Source organism: Aeromicrobium sp. YIM 150415, assembly GCF_016918125.1.
In the GTDB taxonomy this organism is placed as follows: Bacteria; Actinomycetota; Actinomycetes; order Propionibacteriales; family Nocardioidaceae; genus Aeromicrobium; species Aeromicrobium piscarium.
This window is the reverse complement of the sequence record NZ_JAERWM010000023.1, coordinates 1-18,672: the sequence shown is the minus strand read 5'-3', so window position 1 is coordinate 18,672 and position 18,672 is coordinate 1. Positions and strand designations below refer to the sequence as shown.

General features: G+C 70.6%; 17 protein-coding genes and 1 riboswitch. Of the genes, 5 read left to right on the top strand and 12 right to left on the bottom strand.

Features of this window, described 5'->3' with window-relative positions; genetic code table 11:
- Positions 1-40: 40 nt before the first annotated feature.
- The gene (locus JL108_RS14775) at positions 41-634 is read right to left on the bottom strand and encodes a helix-turn-helix domain-containing protein (RefSeq protein WP_143913568.1); all 594 of its coding nucleotides are present in this window, start codon (positions 632-634) and stop codon (positions 41-43) included.
- Between the two features lie 65 nt (positions 635-699).
- Between JL108_RS14775 and JL108_RS14770 the strand changes: the two genes are divergently transcribed.
- From JL108_RS14770 to JL108_RS14760, 3 genes are all read left to right on the top strand, one after another.
- Positions 700-1,629: an NAD(P)/FAD-dependent oxidoreductase gene (locus JL108_RS14770; RefSeq protein WP_205198987.1), complete on the top strand. Its 930-nt coding sequence runs from the start codon at positions 700-702 to the stop codon at positions 1,627-1,629.
- Positions 1,630-1,795: 166 nt separating this feature from the next.
- Positions 1,796-3,223: a hypothetical protein gene (locus tag JL108_RS14765; protein ID WP_205198986.1), complete on the top strand. Its 1,428-nt coding sequence runs from the start codon at positions 1,796-1,798 to the stop codon at positions 3,221-3,223.
- Entirely contained in the window at positions 3,213-4,256 is a 1,044-nt protein-coding gene (locus JL108_RS14760) for a hypothetical protein (RefSeq protein WP_143913574.1), read from the top strand. The genes JL108_RS14765 and JL108_RS14760 overlap by 11 nt, the downstream gene beginning before the upstream one ends.
- A gap of 231 nt (positions 4,257-4,487) precedes the next feature.
- Here the strand turns inward: JL108_RS14760 and JL108_RS14755 are convergent, their stop codons facing one another.
- The 5 genes from JL108_RS14755 to cobN form a co-directional block, all read right to left on the bottom strand.
- Positions 4,488-5,279 (bottom strand): sulfite exporter TauE/SafE family protein, encoded by a 792-nt coding sequence (locus JL108_RS14755; protein WP_307837280.1) that lies wholly within the window; start codon positions 5,277-5,279, stop codon positions 4,488-4,490.
- 76 nt (positions 5,280-5,355) lie between these two features.
- Positions 5,356-6,108: a cobalt-precorrin-6A reductase gene (locus JL108_RS14750; protein WP_205198985.1), complete on the bottom strand. Its 753-nt coding sequence runs from the start codon at positions 6,106-6,108 to the stop codon at positions 5,356-5,358.
- 16 nt (positions 6,109-6,124) lie between these two features.
- On the bottom strand, positions 6,125-7,606 hold the full coding sequence (locus tag JL108_RS14745; RefSeq protein WP_205198984.1) for a cobyric acid synthase: 1,482 nt from the start codon (positions 7,604-7,606) through the stop codon (positions 6,125-6,127).
- A gap of 238 nt (positions 7,607-7,844) precedes the next feature.
- Complete coding sequence (gene cobF / locus JL108_RS14740; RefSeq protein ID WP_205198983.1) at positions 7,845-8,594, bottom strand: precorrin-6A synthase (deacetylating); 750 nt, start codon at positions 8,592-8,594, stop codon at positions 7,845-7,847.
- 157 nt (positions 8,595-8,751) lie between these two features.
- Positions 8,752-12,330, bottom strand: coding sequence for a cobaltochelatase subunit CobN (gene cobN / locus JL108_RS14735; protein WP_205198982.1), 3,579 nt, complete (start codon positions 12,328-12,330; stop codon positions 8,752-8,754).
- A 26-nt stretch (positions 12,331-12,356) separates the two neighbouring features.
- Positions 12,357-12,489, bottom strand: a riboswitch (cobalamin riboswitch).
- 101 nt (positions 12,490-12,590) lie between these two features.
- Between cobN and JL108_RS14730 the strand changes: the two genes are divergently transcribed.
- Both JL108_RS14730 and JL108_RS14725 read left to right on the top strand, forming a co-directional pair.
- The gene (locus tag JL108_RS14730; protein ID WP_205198981.1) at positions 12,591-12,809 is read left to right on the top strand and encodes a hypothetical protein; all 219 of its coding nucleotides are present in this window, start codon (positions 12,591-12,593) and stop codon (positions 12,807-12,809) included.
- A gap of 22 nt (positions 12,810-12,831) precedes the next feature.
- Entirely contained in the window at positions 12,832-13,086 is a 255-nt protein-coding gene (locus tag JL108_RS14725) for a hypothetical protein (protein ID WP_205198980.1), read from the top strand.
- A 127-nt stretch (positions 13,087-13,213) separates the two neighbouring features.
- Here JL108_RS14725 and JL108_RS14720 read toward each other — a convergent pair whose 3' ends face one another.
- The 6 genes from JL108_RS14720 to JL108_RS14695 form a co-directional block, all read right to left on the bottom strand.
- Entirely contained in the window at positions 13,214-13,963 is a 750-nt protein-coding gene (locus tag JL108_RS14720; RefSeq protein ID WP_205198979.1) for a class I SAM-dependent methyltransferase, read from the bottom strand.
- A complete protein-coding gene (locus JL108_RS14715) occupies positions 13,960-14,961 on the bottom strand; it encodes an ABC transporter substrate-binding protein (RefSeq protein ID WP_143913587.1) in 1,002 nt (333 codons plus the stop codon). Before JL108_RS14715 ends, JL108_RS14720 begins: the two co-directional genes overlap by 4 nt.
- A complete protein-coding gene (locus tag JL108_RS14710) occupies positions 14,958-15,608 on the bottom strand; it encodes a ferredoxin (RefSeq protein ID WP_205198978.1) in 651 nt (216 codons plus the stop codon). The genes JL108_RS14715 and JL108_RS14710 overlap by 4 nt, the downstream gene beginning before the upstream one ends.
- Entirely contained in the window at positions 15,590-16,399 is an 810-nt protein-coding gene (locus tag JL108_RS20620; protein WP_143913589.1) for an ABC transporter ATP-binding protein, read from the bottom strand. The genes JL108_RS14710 and JL108_RS20620 overlap by 19 nt, the downstream gene beginning before the upstream one ends.
- 162 nt (positions 16,400-16,561) lie before the next feature.
- Positions 16,562-17,578 carry an iron ABC transporter permease gene (locus tag JL108_RS14700; protein ID WP_205198977.1) on the bottom strand — a complete coding sequence of 339 codons (1,017 nt, stop codon included), beginning with the start codon at positions 17,576-17,578 and terminating at the stop codon, positions 16,562-16,564.
- A 44-nt stretch (positions 17,579-17,622) separates the two neighbouring features.
- Positions 17,623-18,600 carry an ABC transporter substrate-binding protein gene (locus tag JL108_RS14695; protein ID WP_205198976.1) on the bottom strand — a complete coding sequence of 326 codons (978 nt, stop codon included), beginning with the start codon at positions 18,598-18,600 and terminating at the stop codon, positions 17,623-17,625.
- Positions 18,601-18,672: the final 72 nt, after the last annotated feature.

Genomic DNA, 18,672 nt, shown 5'->3' with positions numbered 1-18,672 from the left:
TACAGTCCTCAACTTTCATCGTCGGGAACCGCCTGACTGCTCAACCGGTCCCGACGATGGTATCGCCTGGTACCGACACATGGACACGTTGACCCTCGGCGTCGAACAGGGCGAGGATCTCGACCGGTTCGCGATCGGCCGCGGAGAACCAGTGCGGAGTGCGGGTGTCGAACTCGGCCGGCTCACCGGGCTCGAGGATCATGTCGCGGTCGCCCAGCACGAGCCGGAGCCGTCCGCTGAGGACGTAGAGCCATTCGTAGCCGGGGTGTGCCCGCGGCTGCGGGGTGGCGGGAACGTCTCGTCCCTGGATGATCTGCTTGTAGGCCATGACCCCGGTCGCCCCGCGGCTGAGCGGGAGGATGATCCGCCCGTCGCGGCGGATGGGGCGCACGTGCACGCGTGGGTCACCCGTCGCGGGAGCACCTACCAGCTCGTCGAGGGGGATCGCGTACTCGCTCGACAACGGGAGCAGCAGTTCCAGGGTCGGCTTGCGCTGCCCCGATTCCAGCCGGGAGAGGGTGCTGACGGAGATGCCGGTGGCGTCGGCGACATCGGCCAGGGTTCGATGCCTGCCCCGACGCACCGCTCGGAGGCGCTCACCCACCCCGGAAAGGGCCGCATCGATGGAGTCCATGCCCTCAGTTTGCCACAACGGCAAACACGCTTGCTGGAAGCCGTCCGGAGGAGCAAGGTGGTGCCATGACTGATTCCTATGACGTCGCCGTCATCGGCGGCGGCCCCGCCGGTATCGGTGCCGCGACCGCCCTCGGACGTTCCCGACGCTCCGTCCTCGTGATCGACGCCGGCCACCCCCGCAACGCGCCCGCCGAGCACGCCCACAATGTCTTCACCCGCGAGGGCACTCCCCCTCGCGAGCTTCTCGCCCTCGGCCGCCAGGACACCGCTCCCTACGACGTGACCTATGTCGACGGCAGTGTCACCGCGGCGCGCCCTGTCGACGACGGCCTGTCGATCACCGTCGGCTCGGGCGAGGAGTTCGTCGTGCGCCGGCTGATCCTCGCGACCGGCGTCACCGACGAGCTCCCGGCCGTTCCGGGGCTCGCCGACCACTGGGGCACCCAGGTGCTCCATTGCCCGTACTGCCACGGCTGGGAGGTCCGCGACCAACGCATCGTGGTGCTGGCCACCACCCCCATGGCCGCACACCAGGCCTTCCTCTTCGGCCATCTCGCCGGCGAGCTCACCGTCGCGGGTCCGTCGGTGGACGAGATCGAGGCGGACACCCGGCGGCAGCTGGAGGCGCTCGGATATCGCCTGGTCTCGACCCCCGTCGACCACATCGAGTCCGAGGATGGACGACTGGTGGGGGTCGCGCTGACGGACGGGAGCGTCCTACCTGCCGATGCCGTCACGGTCGCACCCCGGTCGGTGGCACGAGCCGATGTCTTCATCGGTCTCGGCGGCGAGCTGGAGGAGCACCCGATGGGCGGGTTGATCATCCCGAGCGATCCGCTGACGGGCCGTACCCCGGTGGATCGCGTCTGGGTCGCGGGCAATGCCCGGGATCTCTCCGCGATCGTCGGGCAGTCGCACAACGACGGCGTACGCGTGGGAGCCGGGGTCAACGCGGACCTGGTGATGGCGGACGCTGCCCGCGCCGCCGGATAGTCCGGCGCCAGGAATCGGTCGCCCCGCGGGAGCGGTACGTGGTCAACCTCGAACGGCAGCGATGAGGTTCACCACGTACCGCCGCCGAGAGTGAGACGTTGATGGCCTACCGCCACGGTGGGAGAGAGGTCTCACCTGGACTCTTTTCACCGGAGTGGGAGAATCGGTGACCATGGGGACTCAGCAGCCGACATCGACACCCGCCGGTGAGGCCGGCGGGGGTGTCGCCGCGCTGCTGCGCCGTGCCCAGGAGGTCGCCGATCAGCTGCGCCGCGACGCCGAGGCCGAGGCCGAACGCGCCACCGAGGAGGCGCACCGCCTCGAAGCCGAGGCCCAGCAGCTGCACGCCGCCGCGCGGGAGGCCCACGACGAGGCCGCAAGCGCGCTCAATCGCGCCCGCGGCCAGTGGGACGAAGCATCCAAGGACGCTCACGAGCTCCTGCTCGAAGCCAGCGACCAAGCCAGCGTGATGATCAGCACGGCCGAACAGCAACGCGATGAGCTGCTCGGCGAGGCCCGGGCGGCCGCCGAGACCGAAAGGGCCGAAGCGCGCGCCCTCCTCGACCGCCACAGCGAAGAGGCCCGCACCACCCTCGAATCCGCGCGCGCCGAAGCCGAACGGCTCCTCACCGAGGCCACCGACCGGGCTGCCGAGCAGGACACGGCCACCGAGAACCTCGTCGCCACCCGCGAGGCGGAGGCCCAGGCCGCCGCGGACACCATCACCGACGAGGCCACGCGGCGAGCCACCGAGCTCGTCGAGCAGGCCACCGCCGAGGCGACGCAGCTGCGCGAGACCGCCCAGGCCGATACCGAGAAGCAACGAGCCCAGGCCGCCCAGGAGCTCGCCGACGCACGCGACCAGGCGACCACCCTCGTCGACGAGGCCCGCGCGGAGGCCGACCGGCTCGTCACAGAGGCCGGGGAGCAGATGACCTGGGCGCGCGAGACCGTCGCCTCGCTCCTGCAGACCGCCGAGCTCGAGGTGCAGCGGATCCGGCTGAGCGGCCACCGCGACGCCGCGGCGGTCGTCCGACGCACCCGCGCGCAGACGCTCGAGGTCGTCCGGCGGCTGCGCCTGCGCCTCGCCGGCCAGATCGCCGATGCCGACCATCAGGCCCAGGAGCTGGCGGACGCCGGCCTCGCGGTGCAGCGCGAGGCCGAGCAGCGCGCCGCCTCACTGACCGCCGAGGCGGAACGCCACGCCGCCACGGTGCGACGCGAGGCCGATGACTACGCCGCCGCCTCCCGGGAGCGCGCCGACCGCCGGCTCGGCGAGGCCGAGTCGGGAGCCAAGATGCTGCGGACGCGGGTCGCCGAAGAGGTCGTCCGCAAGCAGCGCGAGGCACACGACGAAGTACAGACACGCCGCGAGGAGGCCCATCGCCTGCTCGCATCGGCCCGCCAGGAGGCCGACGAGCTGCGCAGCGCCGCCCGCACGATGCTCGACGAGGCCCGTGACGAGGTCACCAGCCTGCGCCAGCGTCGCGATCAGATCACGTCCGAGCTCGGTCAGCTGTCCGGTGTCATCACCGCACTGAGCGTGCCGGAGCATCCCACCACGACCCCTGAGGAAGACGCCCATGACGCCTGATTCCCCTTCCGACTTCCGCATGGTCCTGCGCGGCTACGAGCCGTCGCAGGTCGACGCCCGGCTCCAGTCGCTCGCCGACGAGGCCGCGATCGCTCGCCGGCGGATCAACGAGCTCACCGCCTATCTGGAGAAGCTCGAGGCGGAGCGGGAGTCCGAGCGCACCGCCAGCGAGCTGCCCCAGGAACCGCCGAGTTTCGAGCACCTGGGCGCTCGCGTAGGCCAGATCCTCGCCCTCGCCGAGGAGGAGGCGAGTGAGCTGAAGGAACGCGTCGGCAGCGAGCTCGACGCGCGCCAGGCCGAGATCGAGGGCTCCGCGCAGCAGATCCGCGACGAGGCCGATCTCTACGCCGAGAAGCGCCGGGCCGATGTGGACGCCGAGGTGGCCCGACTCCTCGAGGACGCCCGCCGCACCGCCGACGACCGGATCGATGCCGCCGACCGCGAGGCCGCCGGACGCCTCCAGGAGGCCGAGGCGATCTACGAGAGCCAGCGCGCCAAGGCAGCCAAGGCGGCGGCCGACTTCGAGAAGACCCTCGCTGAGCGCCGCGAGGCCGTCGAGGCGGACTTCCAGCAGCAGATGGCCGAGGCCGAGCGACGCAGCGCGGAGCTGGAGTCGCGTCTGGAGAAGCGCCAGGCCGAGGCCGATGCCGAGTACCAGGATCGGCTCCGCGAGGCCAACCGGCTCCTCACCGAGGCTCAGCAGCGCGCCGAGCAGATCGTCGGCGAGGCGAAGACGACGGCCGCCAAGGTGCGGTCGGAGTCCGAGCGCGAGCTGGCGGCGGCATCGCAGCGCCGGGATGCCATCAACGCTCAGCTGTCCAATGTGCGGCAGATGCTCGCGACCCTGACCGGCGGCAATGTCCAGTTCGCCGACCCGTTCGCGGACGCGGAGGAGGTCGAGACCGAGGGAGTCGTCGACGGCGAGACCGACTCCGCGGAGTCCGACGAGACCTCGCAGATCGAGCCGGTCGAGGACGAGGACGCGACCGAGCGCACGCGCGTCATCGACCTCGGCGGCGACGACAAGTCCTGACCCCATCCCTCGGCACCCTCGCGCCTCCGCCGTACGGGGGCGGTGACTTACGCACTCCTCGCCCGCGGGGGCGGTGGGTTACGCACCTCTCGACCGTGTTGAGAGGTGCGTAACCCACCGGGGGGGGGGGGGGGTGGGGCCCCCACTCCCGGCGGGTTTGGTGCGCGCCCCCCCCCCCACCGCTCGGGGTGAGGAGGGGTGCGTAAGTCACCGCTCCCGCTCACGGTCGGGTCAGAGCCGCACCAAGGTCCAGATCGCCACGAGGCCGAGCACGACGATGCAGGCTCGCAGCACGGCCGGCGGGAGTCGGCGACCGACGCGCGCGCCGATCCAGCCGCCGACGAGGGAGCCGGCGGCGATCAGCCCGACGGCCGTCCAGTCGATGGGGTGCCTGCCGCCGGTGGACGCCACGATGACATAGGTGGTCGCGGCGACGCTGTTGACGGCCATCACGAGGATGTTCTTGAGCGCGTTGTGACGCTGCAGCGTGTCCGGGAGCAGGAGTCCCAGGATCCCCACCAGCAGGATGCCCTGTGCGGCGGCGAAGTAGCCGCCGTAGACGCCGCAGAGGGCGATCAGCGGGAGCAGGAGCGCCCCGCGCCCCAGGCCGATCTCCCGTTCCCCTGGTGGGCGAGGACCACGGCTCCGCACATAGCGCTGGAGCATCGGCTGGGCCACGACCAGCACGAGGGCCAGGACCAGCAGCCACGGCACGATGGAGACGAACGCGTCCTCGGGCAGGTGGAGCAGCAGCCAGGCTCCGCCCAGCGCGCCGGCGAGGGAGGCCGGCAGGAACAGCGCGACGCGGCGCCCTTGTCCGGCGAGCTCACGACGGTAGCCGAACGAGCCGGAGATATTGCCCGGGATGAGGCCGACCGCATTGCTCATCGTCGCGGTGACCGGGGGGACGCCGAAGGCGACGAGCGTGGGGAAGGTGATGAGGGTCCCCGATCCGACGATCGTGTTGATGACCCCGGCGCCGACTCCCGCGAACAGGACCAGCACCATCTCCACGACGCTCACCGGACGGCACCGATGATCGTGGCGGACCTCCGCCCCTCCCCATGCGTCACCGCAACAGCGTATCTGCCGCGCTTCCTCACCCGATGAGAGCGGTGATCGCTGAGACGGCGCTCGTCGGCTCGGCATGCTCGACGACCTCGCCGGGCGGCCACGGGGACGGTGCACGGCGCACGACCACCACCGCGGCGCCGCGTTCGGCGGCGACCTCGAGTTTCGGCCACGTGTACGAGCCGCCGGAGTCCTTCGTGACGACGACATCGATGTCGTGCTCGCGCATCAACGCGCGTTCGCCGTCGAGGGTGTACGGGCCGCGGCTCGGCAGAACCGTCCAGCCGGACGGCACCTGATGGTCGGGCTCGTCGACCACGCGGACCAGCGCCGGGCGGTCGGCGAGCGGGCCGAGGAAATGGCCGAGGTGGCGGCGGCCGATCGTGAGCATCGGTCGCCGACCCAGCGATGCGGCGGTCGATGCCGCCTCGTCGTGGTCGGCGACCCAGTGCCAGGTCCCCGCCCCCGGGGCGTCGCTCCATCCGGGACGGGCGAGGCGCACATACGGCAGGTCCTCCGCACGCGCTGCCGCGTAGCCGTTGCGGGTGATCTGCTCCGCGAACGGATGGGTCGCGTCGAGGACGGCCGTGATGTTCTCGGCGCGCAGGTAGGCTCGCAGGCCGTCGACTCCCCCGAAGCCGCCGACCCGCACCGGGCCCACCGGCAGGCGAGGCCTCGCGACCCGTCCCGCGAGCGAGGAGAGGAAGGGTGTCCCGGCCTCGTCGAGCAGTCGGGCCGCCTCCCGCGCCTCACTCGTCCCGCCCAGCACCAGAACCGTCATGCCGTGCCTCGCTCACTCATGCCAGGGTCCGCATCCGTCCCGGTCCGGACGTGGCCAGATCGAGGAGGGCATCGAGGTCGAGATGGGACTCGGCGAGGTCGGCGAGCAGGTCGATGCGAGCCTCACGCGCCGTCGCGAAGGAGACGTCCGATGACGGGAGTTCGCGCCCGATCCTGCCGGCGACCTCCGTCAGCAGCGCTCGGCGGAATCCGTCGGACTCCAGGCTGCCGTGCCACATCGTGCCCCAGACGGATCCCGCGTGGGCGCCGCCGAGGAACTCCTCGCCGCCCCGCACGGTGACCCGCCCGTGATGGATCTCGTACCCGGACACCTCGTGACCGAGAGCCTCTCCCACCGGGAGCCGCAGGACCTTCTCGGCCTCGAACCGCGTCTCGACATCGAGCAGTCCGAGTCCTTCGACCCGTGCCCCACGGTCGCCTTCGACACCGGCCTCGTCGGTGATCGACCGCCCGAGCATCTGGAAGCCCCCGCAGATCCCGAGCACCGCTCCCCCCCGGCGAGCGTGGCTGACGATGGGCTCCTCGAGGCCGCGGGCGCGGAGCCAGGCCAGGTCGCCGATGGTCGTGCGGGTGCCGGGCAGGACGACGAGGTCGGCATCGTCGAGTCCCCGTGCATCGCTCACGAAACGCACGTCCACACCGGGTTCGAGGGCGAGCGCGTCGACATCGGTGAAGTTGCTGACCCGCGGGAGGCGGACGACGGCGACCCGCACAGGATCGGAGCTGCGCTGATCGCGGCGGCTCTCCAGGTCGAGGGCGTCCTCGGAGTCCAGCCACAGTCCGGCGTCCCACGGCAGCGTGCCGTAGACGCGGCGGCCCGTGCGCTCCTCGATGGCGTCCAGGCCCGGGCGCAGCAGACGCTCGTCGCCGCGGAACTTGTTGACCACGAAACCGGCGACGAGGGCCTGATCGGCGGCGTCGAGCAGCGCGACGGTGCCGTAGAAAGCCGCGAACACGCCACCGCGGTCGATATCGCCGACCACCACGACAGGCATCCGGGCGTGCTGCGCGAGGCCCATGTTGACGTAGTCGCTGGCGCGCAGGTTGATCTCAGTGGGGCTGCCCGCGCCCTCGGCGATCACGAGGTCGTAGCGGCCCGCGAGGTCGTCGAAGGCATCGTGGGCGAGCGTGGCGAGGTGGCGCCGGCCCCGGGCGAAGTCCATCGAGGAGATGGTGCCGGCGGGCCTGCCCATCGCGACGACATGGCTGCGGCGGTCGCTGCCGGGCTTGAGCAGCACGGGGTTCATGGCCGGCTCGGGGCGGGCGCGCGCGGCGAGCGCCTGGATCCACTGGGCGCGGCCGATCTCGGCGGTCGTGCCGACCTCGTCGGCGCACACCATCGAGTTATTGGACATGTTCTGCGCCTTATACGGCGCGACCCGGATGCCGCGCCGGGCATAGGCGCGGCAGAGTGCGGTGGTGACGACCGACTTGCCCGCGTCCGAGGTCGTCCCCGCGATCAGCAGCCGCGCACTCACGGTGCCCCGCCTGGTGTGGTCTCGATACGCCCGCTCGTTCCTCCCCCGCAAGCGGGAGGTGCCGCCAGCGGGCACTCGACCACCGAGTTCCCGATAGCCGAGTTCCCGGTGATTGAGTAGCCGCGAGGGACGAGCGGCGTATCGAAATCACTTCGAAATGTGGTCTCGATACGCGTCGGCCGTGAACGGCCTTCGGCCACTCGACCACCGTGGATTCGACCACACGTTCGCGACCGGTTCACGCCGGGGCTCGCAGGAGGGCGAGGTCCATGATCCAGCCGGCCTCGTCCTTGACCCGGTCGCGGGCAGCGCGGATGTCGGGAAGCACCTCGGCGACCGTCCCGTGGGCGAGCGCCTCGTGAGCGGTGCCGAGATTCGCGCCCCACCAGACCGTCCAGTCGCTCAGCGCGGCGAAGGAGTCGATCGAGGACAGCAGCATCGCGGCGATATTGCCCTCGCCGCGTTCGACGGCCTCGGACAGCTTGCGGCCGGTGGTCAGGTGCAGCGGCCGGCCGATCTCGTGCAGCACGATGGCGTGCCGGGCGGCGAGCAGTTGCAGACTCGAGACGCCGGGGATCACGTCGACATCGAGGGATCGGTCCGCCGCCACGCGATCGAGGATGCGGAGGGTCGAGTCGTAGAAGGCGGGGTCGCCCCAGACGAGGATCGCGACATCTCCGTCGGCTTCGTCGAGGGCGGTGGCGAAGCGTTCGGCTCGTGCGGCATGCCAGTCAGCGACGGCTCGCTGGTAGGCGGACTCGTCGCCGGCTACCCGGGCGCTGCGCTCCCTTTCGGGGTCGCGGACGGTGATCATCGGCGGCGGGTCGGGGACGTGGCGCGCGATGATCGCCTCACGGGCGGCGACGAGGGGATCGTCCTCGCGCTTCTCGACGACGAGATAGGCCGAGACCGATCGCAGCGCTTCAACCGCCTCGACCGTCAGCTGATCGACACCCCCCGGCCCGATCCCCACGACCCGCACCCTCATCGCACACCCCCGGTCGCGACGGACGCGAGATGTGCTTCGGTGGTCGTCATAGCAACCACAGGGTCACATCCTGCGTCACCCGACGACGCGAGATGTGATTCCACGGTAGCCATAGCAACCGCAGAGTCACATCCTGCGTCTCGTCCCCGCGCTTCGGTCACTGGCGGTCCTCGAGCTCGCCCTCGACCTCGAGGTAGACGGACTGGAGGGCGGCGAGGGTCTCGGGGTCGGGCTCGGCCCACAGACCCCGGTCGGCAGCCTCGTGCAGGCGCTCGACGATGCCGCGCAGCGCCCACGGATTCGACTGCCGCATGAACTCCTGGGTCTGCTCGTCCAGCACATAGGACTGCGCGAGCTGCTCGTACATCCAGTCGTGCACCACACCGGTGGTCGCATCGAAGCCGTAGAGATAGTCGACCGTCGCCGCGAGCTCGAAGGCGCCCTTGTAGCCGTGCCGCTGCATCGCGCCGATCCAGCGCGGGTTGACCACACGCGAACGGAACACGCGGCTGGTCTCCTCCGACAGCGTGCGGGTCTTGACCGCATCGGGCGTGGTCGAGTCGCCGACATAGGCCTTGGGGTCCTTGCCCGTCAGCGCCCGCACCGTCGCGACCATGCCGCCGTGGTACTGGAAGTAATCGTCGGAGTCGGCGATGTCGTGCTCGCGCGTGTCGATGTTCTTGGCCGCGACCTGGATGCGCCGGTAGTTGGCGCGCATGTCGTCGGCCGCGGGGGCCCCGTCGAGGTCGCGGCCGTAGGCGAAGCCGCCCCAGGCGGTGTAGACCTCGGCGAGATCGTTGTCATCGCGCCAATTGCCAGCCTCGATGGTCTGCAGGATGCCCGCTCCATAGGACCCCGGCTTGGAGCCGAAGATGCGGGTGCGGGCGCGGCGCTCGTCGCCGTGCTCGATCAGATCGGCCGCGGTGTGGGCGCGGACGTAGTTCTGATCGGCGGGCTCGTCGAGCTCGGCGACGAGGGCGACCGCGTCGTCGAGCATCGCGATGACATGCGGGAAGGCGTCGCGGAAGAAGCCCGAGATCCGCACGGTCACGTCGATGCGCGGGCGGCCGAGCTCCTCCAGCGGCACGATGTCGAGACCGTTGACGCGGCGCGAGGCCTCGTCCCAGGACGGGCGCACGCCGAGCAACGCCAGCACCTCGGCGATATCGTCGCCGCTCGTGCGCATCGCCGACGTGCCCCACACCGACAAGCCGACCGAGGTGGGGTACTCCCCCGTCTCGTCGAGGTGGCGCTGGACCAGCGAGTCGGCCATCGCCACGCCGGTCTCGTAGGCGAGTCGCGAGGGCACGGCGCGCGGGTCGACGGTGTAGAAATTGCGCCCGGTCGGCAGCACGTTGACGAGACCGCGCAGCGGCGATCCCGACGGGCCGGCGGGGATGAATCCACCGTCGAGGGCGTGCAGAACCGCGTCGAGCTCGTCGGTGGTCTTGGCCAGCCGCGGCACGACCTGCGTGGCGGCGAACTCCAGCACGCGCACCACCTCGGGATCATCGTGCAGTCCGGTGGCCGCCGAGGCGTCCCAGCCCGCCTCCTCCATCGCGAGGACGAGCTCACGGGCGCGTTGCTCGATCTCGTCGACGGCCCCCAGCTCGTCGGCACCTTCCTTCAGCCCGAGTGCGGCACGGAGCCCGGGGACAGCACCGGTCTCACCGCCCCAGACCTGTGAGGCGCGCAGGATGGCCAGCACGAGATTGACACGCGCTTCGCCGTCGGGGGCCTGGCCGAGCACGTGCAGACCGTCGCGGATCTGCGCGTCCTTGACCTCGCACAGCCAGCCGTCAACGTGCAGCAGGAAGTCGTCGAACTCCTCGTCCCCGGGGCGCTCGTCGAGGCCGAGGTCGCGGTGCATCTCCGCGGCGTGCATGAGGGTCCAGATCTCGGCGCGGATGGCCGGCAGCTTGGCGGGGTCCATCGCCTGGATATTGGCGTACTCGTCGAGCAGCTGCTCCAGCCGGGCGATATCGCCATAGGACTCGGCGCGCGCCATCGGCGGGATCAGATGGTCGACGATCGTGGCGTGCGCGCGGCGCTTGGCCTGCGCGCCCTCACCGGGATCGTTGACGAGGAAGGGGTAGATGAGCGGCATGCTGCCGATCGCGGCATCCGTGGCGCACGAGGCCGAGAGGGCGGCGTTCTTGCCCGGCAGCCACTCCATCGACCCGTGCTTGCCCAGGTGGACCACCGCGTGCGCACCGAAGCCGCGCTCGAGCCAGCGGTAGGCGGCGAGATAGTGGTGGCTCGGCGCGAGATCGGGGTCGTGGTAGATCGCGACCGGGTTCTCGCCGAAGCCGCGGGGCGGCTGGATGAGGATGACGATATTGCCGCTGGTGATCGTGGCCAGCACGATCTCCTGACGATCGTTGACGAAGAGCGTGCCCGGTGCGGCACCCCACGCCTCGGTGACCTCGTCGACCAGTTCGGCAGGCAGGTCGGCGATCCACTGCTCATAGTCGGCGGCCGGGATGCGCACGTGGCTCTCGGTGAGCTGACCCGAGGTCAACCACTCCTCGTCCTGCCCACCGGCGTCGATGAGCGCGTGGATCAGCGTGTCGCCGGCCTCCGTGTCATCGTCCATGTCGAGCACGCGGCTGATGGTCGGGTCGTCGCCCAGGTCGTAGCCCGCATCGCGCAGACGACGCAGCAACCGCACCGTCGAGACCGGGGTGTCGAGGCCGACGGCGTTGCCGACCCGGCTGTGCTTGGTCGGGTAGGCCGACAGCATGAGGGCGAGCTTGCGCTCCGCCGGCGGGGTGCGGCGCAGGCGCGCGTGGTTGACGGCGATCCCGGCGACGCGGCGGCAGCGCTCCTCATCGGCGACGTAGCGCGGCAGGCCGTCGGCGTCGATCTCCTTGAAGGAGAACGGCGCGGTGATGATGCGGCCGTCGAACTCGGGGATGGCGACCTGGTTGGCCGAGTCCAGCGGGGTCACGCCGTCGTCATTGGCCTCCCATTCGGCGCGGCTGGAGGTGAGGCACAGGCCCTGCAGGACCGGGATGTCGAGGGCGGCGATGCGCTCGACATCCCAGGTCTCGTCGTCGCCGCCCGCGCTCACGGCGCCGGGCACCTGGCCACCCGCCGCGAGGACGGTCACGATGAGCGCATCGAGGGTGCCGAGCGCCGCATAGAGGTCATCGGGGGCCGAACGCAGCGAGGAGGAGAAGACCGGACTGCCCACGGCCTCGCCGGTGGCGTCGATCGCATCGGCGAGCACATGGGCGAACTCCGTATTGCCGCTCGCCTCGTGCGCGCGGTAGTAGAGGATGCCGATGCGTGGGAGATCCGCGGGGCGCTCGGGGCGCTCGCTCCACCCCCACGTCGGCAGGACGGCGGGCGGCTCGAAGCCCTCGCCGGTCAGCAGGATCGTGTCGGAGAGGAAGGCGTGGAGCTGGGCGAGGTTGGCCGGACCGCCCTCGGCGAGATAGCGATGCGCCTCGGCGGCCACACCCATCGGGACGGTGGAGTGCTCCATGAGCTCGGCGCTCGGCTGCTGCTCGCCGCCGAGGACGACGATCGGGACGGTGGCCTCGCGCACCGCCGTCGGCACGTCGTCGGGCGATCCGAGGATGCGGGCGAGGACGAGATCGGCCTCGTCCACGAGCGCCGCGATCTGCTCGTCGGTCAACCGCACCGGGTTGGCGAAGCGGTAGTCGGCACCGCTCGCGCGCGCGGAGAGCAGATCGGTGTCGGATGTGGACAGCAACGCGATGCGCGTCATGCTTCCTCCTCGGGGTTCTCGCCCCTATCAGTCGGAATCGTCGCGTTCAGTGTCTGGCTCGGCCTCGCGGACGATGCCCGCGCGGCCTCACAGTGGCGGAACCGCCCCGGTCTCGCACCGGGTTCCTGAGATCGCGTCGACGTGAGTGCGCCCAGCGTATCCGGGCAGCGCGCGCCCCGGTCCGAGGGGCGGCCCGCGTGCTGAGCGAGGGTGTGGATAACGATCTCGACACGACGTAGAATGCAATTAATGTTGCATTCGTGAGGATCACGGCCAGCGCACGACGGCACGGCATCGCCGATGAGGACATCCTTCACGCCCTTCGTCACCTCCTTCGGGTCTATGAGGGCAGAGACGAGGTCCTGTTGGTGATCGGCACCGCCCGCGATGGTCGGATCATCGAGGTGGGGATCGCGGACCCCGACCTCGATCCGCGAGTGGTTCACGCGATGCGAGCACGGCCGAAGTTCTGGCCCTGAGACGACCGAAGGGAGCATGACCATGACGGCACGGATACGGCTCAGTGACCAGGAAGCCCTCGACAGGATCGAGGAGATCGATCCTGCCACCGCCCCGATGCGCGATATCTCGGCGACGGAACCGATCAGAGCAGCGGTCGCGAGCCGCGCCGCAGCCGAGCGAGCGGTCACCGATGCAGTGCACGATGCCCGGGCCCGAGGCGTCACCTGGGTGGAGATCGCCGCCGCTCTCGGCGTCAGCCATCAGGGCGCCCGCCAACGGTACGGAACTCGCTGATCCCCTCCTGGGATCTGTGGGCGGTGGATTATCACGCACCGCCGCACCTTGAGTGCGGGATGGCTCACCGCTCGGGGCCGGTCAATGGTCGGGCGCGGTCTCGTCGTCGCGCGGCAAGGCGGAGGCGTCAACCGCGCACGGCGTAGGTGACGTAGTCGTCGTAGAGCTGCCAGGCGGTGCCGACCTCGGCGAAGCCGGCCTGCGACAGCGCCGCGAGCCGGAAGTCGATCGCGGTCGACGGCGTCGCGTCTCGGCCCGCGAACCGGCGGTCGCGCTCGGCGACGCGCTCCGCGTGGCCGAGGCGCTCGCTCAGCGAACCCCACCATCGGTCCCAGCTCTGCGCGCCGGCGGCGAAGGCCTCCTCCTGGGTGCGACGATCGTGGTCGGCGGCCCAGCGCGCGATGTGCGGCGAGCGTCCGTCGAATCGGAAGTGGTCGCCGTCGAGGAAGACCCCTCCCGGTCGCAGGACCTCGGCAACCTCCGCGAAGAGGCGGACGAGGTCAGCAGGCCACAGCCAGTGCAGCGCCGTCGTCGACACGGCGCCGGCGAAGCCCTCCTCCGCCATGGCCCCCCGCCACTCGCCGGTCAGATCGGCGTCCACGATCCGCACCCGATCGCCATAGGGCGCCAGGTACTCCGCCGCCAGGTCCAGGAGCACCGGATCGTAGTCGACCGCCACGACCCGGGAGTTCGGCACCGCGTCGAGGACGCGGGCGGCCAGCGAACCCGGCCCGCAGGCCAGGTCGAGGACGGTCATCGGCTCGTCGCCCGCGACCTGCCGCAGCACATCGACCATGACGGCGAACCGCTGCTCGCGTTCGGCGATGTAGGCGGCCTGCTGGTCGTCCCAGTGCCGCACGAGATCGGCGGCGGTCATCCGACGAGCCCCAGATCCCGCAGCCCCTCGGCGATCTGCTCGATGCCGTCGACATTGCGGATCGAGGGATCCATCGTCGTCCCTCCGAGGATGATGTAGCGACGCTCCTTGACCGCCGTCAGCCGGCTCGCCACCGGATCGGACTCCAGGAAGGCGATCTTGGCCTCCGCGCTGTCACCGTCGTCGCCACGCTCCAGGTCGGCGAGCACCAGCACATCGGGGTCGCGGTCGAGGATCGACTCCCAGCCGATCTCGGGCCACAGCTGACGCTGATCCTCAAAGGCATTGGTCGCGCCGACCGCACGGGTCATCAGGCCCGGCGCCCCGCAGCATCCGGCCATATACGGGGTGCGCGTCGAGGAGTACCACCACGCGAGCGAGACATCCTCCGCACCGAGGTCCTCGGTCGCCGCCTCCGCTCGGTCGCGCAGCTCGGTCGTCAACTCGTCGCCGGCATCCTGGACATCGAAGAGCTCGGCGACATCGGCGATCTCGTCGTACAGGTCGTCGAGGCTGAGCTCGCTGGTCTGCTCGGCGTCCTGGCCGCCGCACTCGCTCGGCGACTGATACGTCGGTACGCCCAGCTCGTCGAACCGCTCCTGATCTCCGATCCCCTCGGAGGTGAAGGTGTACGCGAAGGTCGAGTAGACGAGATCGGGTTCGACGTCGAGCACGCGCTCCAGCGCGGGGAACTCCTCGTCGAACTTGTCGACCTTCTCGAAGTCCTCCTTGACGTCCTCGATGACCTGGGAGTCCGACACCCCCACGGCCTCGATCCGATCAGCGAGTCCGAGGCTCAGCACGAGCTCGGTCGCCGGTTGATTGATGACCACGGCGCGCTCGACCGGGGACTCGATCGTGACCTCGCGATCGCAGTTCTCCACCACGATCGGGTAGCCCTCGGCGGAGGTGCCGGCATCGGTCGTGTCAGTGGTCGAGCCGCAGGCGGCGAGCAGGCCGAGGGCGCTGACGCCCGCGACGAAGGATCGGGTTCTCATGAGGTGGTCCTTTCGGAGATGATGCGCGGTCGGCGCAGGCGGTCGACGGGGCGGCCGTCGATGAGGTGCTGGTCGACGAGCTCGCCGACATCGGCCCCCGTGACGGGCCCGTACCAGGTGTCGTCGGGGTGCACCGCCACGACCGGCGCGTGATTACAAGGGAAGAGACAGCCCGTCTGGGTGACGAGTACGTCCTCGTCGCCCAGCTCGCGCTCGTGCAGCGCGGTGCTGAGGGCTTCGGCGGTGGTCGCGGCACCGGATGCGGAACAGCGCGGGCCACGGCACACGAGCAGATGATGGCGGAAGCCCGGAACGTCCTCCCAGGCGGACGACCGCAACGGCGCCTCGCGCCCGGTGACCGCGGAGGCGACCACCTCGACCCGGACTCCGGGATGCTCGCGCACCCAGTGCGCCGCCACGCGGCGCAACCAGGAACGGGCCGGGGCGGCACCGGCGGCGGGCAGCCGGACGAGTCGCACGTGAGCGACCCCGTCGTCGGCCAGCCGGCTCAACTCATCGACCAACGAGGGCTCTCCTCGCTGGAGATAGGCGACCGACGCGCCGGTGACCTCCGCGAGTTCGGCCAGGGCCGAGTGGTCGTTCACCGCGTCGACCGCCATCGCGACGATCACGACGGACGCCGGCATGCGTGCTCACCTCCCGCGACCCACACGATCGTGCGGCGCTGAGCCACCGGATGCGTCTCGACGACGGCCTCGACACCGTAGACGTCGCGGATCAACTCCGCGGTGAGGACATCGTCGGTGGCACCGTGAGCGACGATGTGCCCGCCTTGCATGACGATCAACTCGTCGCAGTAGGCCGCCGCCAGGTCGAGATCGTGCAGCGCGGCGATCGCGGTCGGCGCGGTCTCGCGGACCGTGCGCAGGAAGGCGATCTGGTGGCCGAGGTCGAGGTGATTGGTGGGCTCGTCGAGCAGGAGTACCTCGGGTTCCTGGGCGAGCGCCCTCGCGAGCTGGACGCGTTGCCGTTCACCGCCGGAGAGCGTCGCCCACCGCCGGTCCCCGAGGGCGGTGACCCGGCCCCGATGCATCGCCCGCTCGATCGTCTCCGCGTCGTCGTGCACGGCACCGGGCCAACGGCTGCGGTGCGGGATGCGGCCGAGCTCCACGACATCGCGGGCCGTGAGATCCAGTCCCGTCTCGGCATGCTGTTCCAGCAGCGCCACTCGGCGGGCCCGCTCCCTGGATCGCAGGCTCGTCAGGGCCTCACCGTCGAGTGTCACGAGGCCGCTCGACGGCTGGTTGACGCCCGCGAGCAGATGCAGCAGCGAGGTCTTGCCGGAGCCGTTCGGGCCGATGATCCCGGTGAACAGACCGGGTTTGAAAGTCACGTCGATGCCATCGAGGATCGTCGTGCCGCCCGCGATCCACGTGACCCCTTGGGCCGTCAGACTGCCCATCGTCCGCTCGCTCATGCCGCCACCGCCTCGAAAAAGCACACAGTAGGACGCCGGCGGCATGAGATAGAGCCCAACCGTCGCTCGCTCCGCTCGCTCATGCCGCCACCGCCTCAAAGAAAAGAACGCTAGGACGACGGCGGCATGAGATAGAGCCCAACCTTCGCTCGCTCCGCTCGCTCATGACCGGGCTCCTCTCCACAGCAGATAGCCGAACAGGGGCGCTCCCACCAGGGCGGTGACGACACCGACCGGCAGCTCCTGACCGGGAACGATCGAACGGGCGATGAGATCCGCCCACACCAGCAGCACCGCTCCTCCGAGGGCGCTCGCCGGCAACAGGATGGTGTGCCGGGGCCCGAGGACGAGGCGCATGACGTGCGGCACCACGAGGCCGACGAAGCCGATCGCGCCGCTGAAGGCGACGAGCGAGGCGGTCACGAGTGCCGTACCGGTAAGGGCGATCCACCGGAACACCGGCACGCTCACCCCCAACGCGCTCGCGGCGACCTCGCCGAAGGCGAAGGCATCGAGCGTGGACGAGAAGGACCAGAGCACGATCACGGTCAGCACCGCGACGACCAGCAGGAAGATCGCGGCTCCCCAGCGCACCCCCGCGACCGAGCCCAGCGTCCAGCTGAGGACACGACGCGCGGCATCGTGCTGGTCGCTCACGACGACGGTGAACGAGGTGTACGCCGCACAAACCTGACCGACGGCGACACCCGCGAGGACGGTCCGGGCCGGCGTGAGCCGGCCACTGCGTCCTGCCGCGACGATCAGCACCACGACGAGCGCCATGAGCGCACCGGCGAAGGCCCCGACCGTCAGCGCGGTGGTCGCGGCCAGGCCGGCGCCGAAGCCGAGGACGAGCACCGAGACCGCGCCGACCGTGGCGCCCTGGGAGATGCCGAGCAGGTACGGATCGGCGAGGTCGTTGCGGGTGATCGACTGCAGGACCACCCCGACGATCGCGAGACCCGCTCCGACGGCCGCCGCACCGAGCACACGCGGCATCCGCATCTGCCACACGATCCGGTCATCGATCGGCTCGACGGGAAGATCGGCCAGCCCCATCCGGCGGACGACCACCTCGAGCACCGTCGGGAGCGGCACGTGCACGGATCCGATCGCGAGTGCGACGCCCAGCGAGCCGACGAGCGCCACCGACAGCAGGACGATCGACCAGGAGCGCACCGCCTTCGGCGTCCTCGTTCTGCCCGGAGGGGCAACGAGGGTCGTCACTGAGCGGTCAGCTGCTGGGCAACCGACGACGCGCCGTCGACGAGCCTCACTCCCGGAGTCGAGGCCGAGAATGGCACGGTCACGAATCGCTCCTCCTGGACGGCCCGCAACTGGCTCAGGGCCGGATCGTTCCGCAGGAACTCGATCTTGTCGTCGGCGGTCGACCATCCGGCATCGGCGAGCACGATCACATCGGGGTCCTCGGCGACGACCTGCTCCCAGCTGACATCCGCCCAGCCACCCTCCTGGTCGCCGAAGACGTTCTCGGCGCCGATCGCGTCGAGGATCAGCTGAGGGCCGCCGTCCCCGGCGCCGGCGAAGGCCGTGTCGGTGCCCGAGTCGAACCAGAAGATCCGCAAGCCGTCGCCGGCGGCATCCGCGCCGAGGTCGTCGAGCGTGCTCTGCTGCTCCTCGCGGATCTCCTCGGCGCGTTCCGACACCCCGAAGGCGGCGGCGACATCGTCGACCTCGCCCCAGACGCTGTCCCAGCTGACCTCGGCCTTCTCGCCCGACGGGCAGCCGAGCGGAGAGACATAGGTCGCGATGTCGGACTCGGCCAGCTCCTCGCGGGAGCCCGCCGCCTCGGCATCGAAGGCCGACGCGTAGGAGGCGTAGATGAAGTCGGGGCGCTCGGCGAGCACCGTCTCGCTGTCGGGATAGGCGTCGGCGATCACCGGCACCGACTCGTAGGCCTCGTGCCACTTCTCGGGGATCTCGTCATCGAGATAGGCGGTGCCCGCCAGCTGGTCCTCGACACCCAGCGCGAGCGCGACCTCGGTCGCGCCCTGGTTCATGGTGATGGCGCTCTCGGGCCGGTCGGCGACCTCGGAGGTCGTCCCGCAGCTGGTCAGCTCGATCGGAAAGCCGGCATCGGAGCCGTCCCCGCCGTCGCCGGAGGTGGGGGCACCGGCGCAGCCGCCGAGCAGGAGTGCCGCCGCGGCGGCAGCGAGGGTGGGAAGGGTACGGACGACCATGACAGGTCCCTTTCGTCCGAGGCTCAAACGCGAAGCCTGCAACTGGATGGATCACACACGCGAACGTGCGAC

Coding starts and splice junctions, on each gene's coding strand:
- JL108_RS20620 (WP_143913589.1), bottom strand. CDS start 16,399: ATGAGCGAGCGGACGATGGGCAGTCTGACGGCCCAAGGGGTCACGTGG.
- JL108_RS14760 (WP_143913574.1), top strand. CDS start 3,213: ATGACGCCTGATTCCCCTTCCGACTTCCGCATGGTCCTGCGCGGCTAC.
- cobN (WP_205198982.1), bottom strand. CDS start 12,330: ATGACGCGCATCGCGTTGCTGTCCACATCCGACACCGATCTGCTCTCC.
- JL108_RS14710 (WP_205198978.1), bottom strand. CDS start 15,608: ATGCCGGCGTCCGTCGTGATCGTCGCGATGGCGGTCGACGCGGTGAAC.
- JL108_RS14725 (WP_205198980.1), top strand. CDS start 12,832: ATGACGGCACGGATACGGCTCAGTGACCAGGAAGCCCTCGACAGGATC.
- JL108_RS14715 (WP_143913587.1), bottom strand. CDS start 14,961: ATGAGAACCCGATCCTTCGTCGCGGGCGTCAGCGCCCTCGGCCTGCTC.
- JL108_RS14775 (WP_143913568.1), bottom strand. CDS start 634: ATGGACTCCATCGATGCGGCCCTTTCCGGGGTGGGTGAGCGCCTCCGA.
- cobF (WP_205198983.1), bottom strand. CDS start 8,594: ATGAGGGTGCGGGTCGTGGGGATCGGGCCGGGGGGTGTCGATCAGCTG.
- JL108_RS14750 (WP_205198985.1), bottom strand. CDS start 6,108: ATGACGGTTCTGGTGCTGGGCGGGACGAGTGAGGCGCGGGAGGCGGCC.
- JL108_RS14720 (WP_205198979.1), bottom strand. CDS start 13,963: ATGACCGCCGCCGATCTCGTGCGGCACTGGGACGACCAGCAGGCCGCC.
- JL108_RS14695 (WP_205198976.1), bottom strand. CDS start 18,600: ATGGTCGTCCGTACCCTTCCCACCCTCGCTGCCGCCGCGGCGGCACTC.
- JL108_RS14770 (WP_205198987.1), top strand. CDS start 700: ATGACTGATTCCTATGACGTCGCCGTCATCGGCGGCGGCCCCGCCGGT.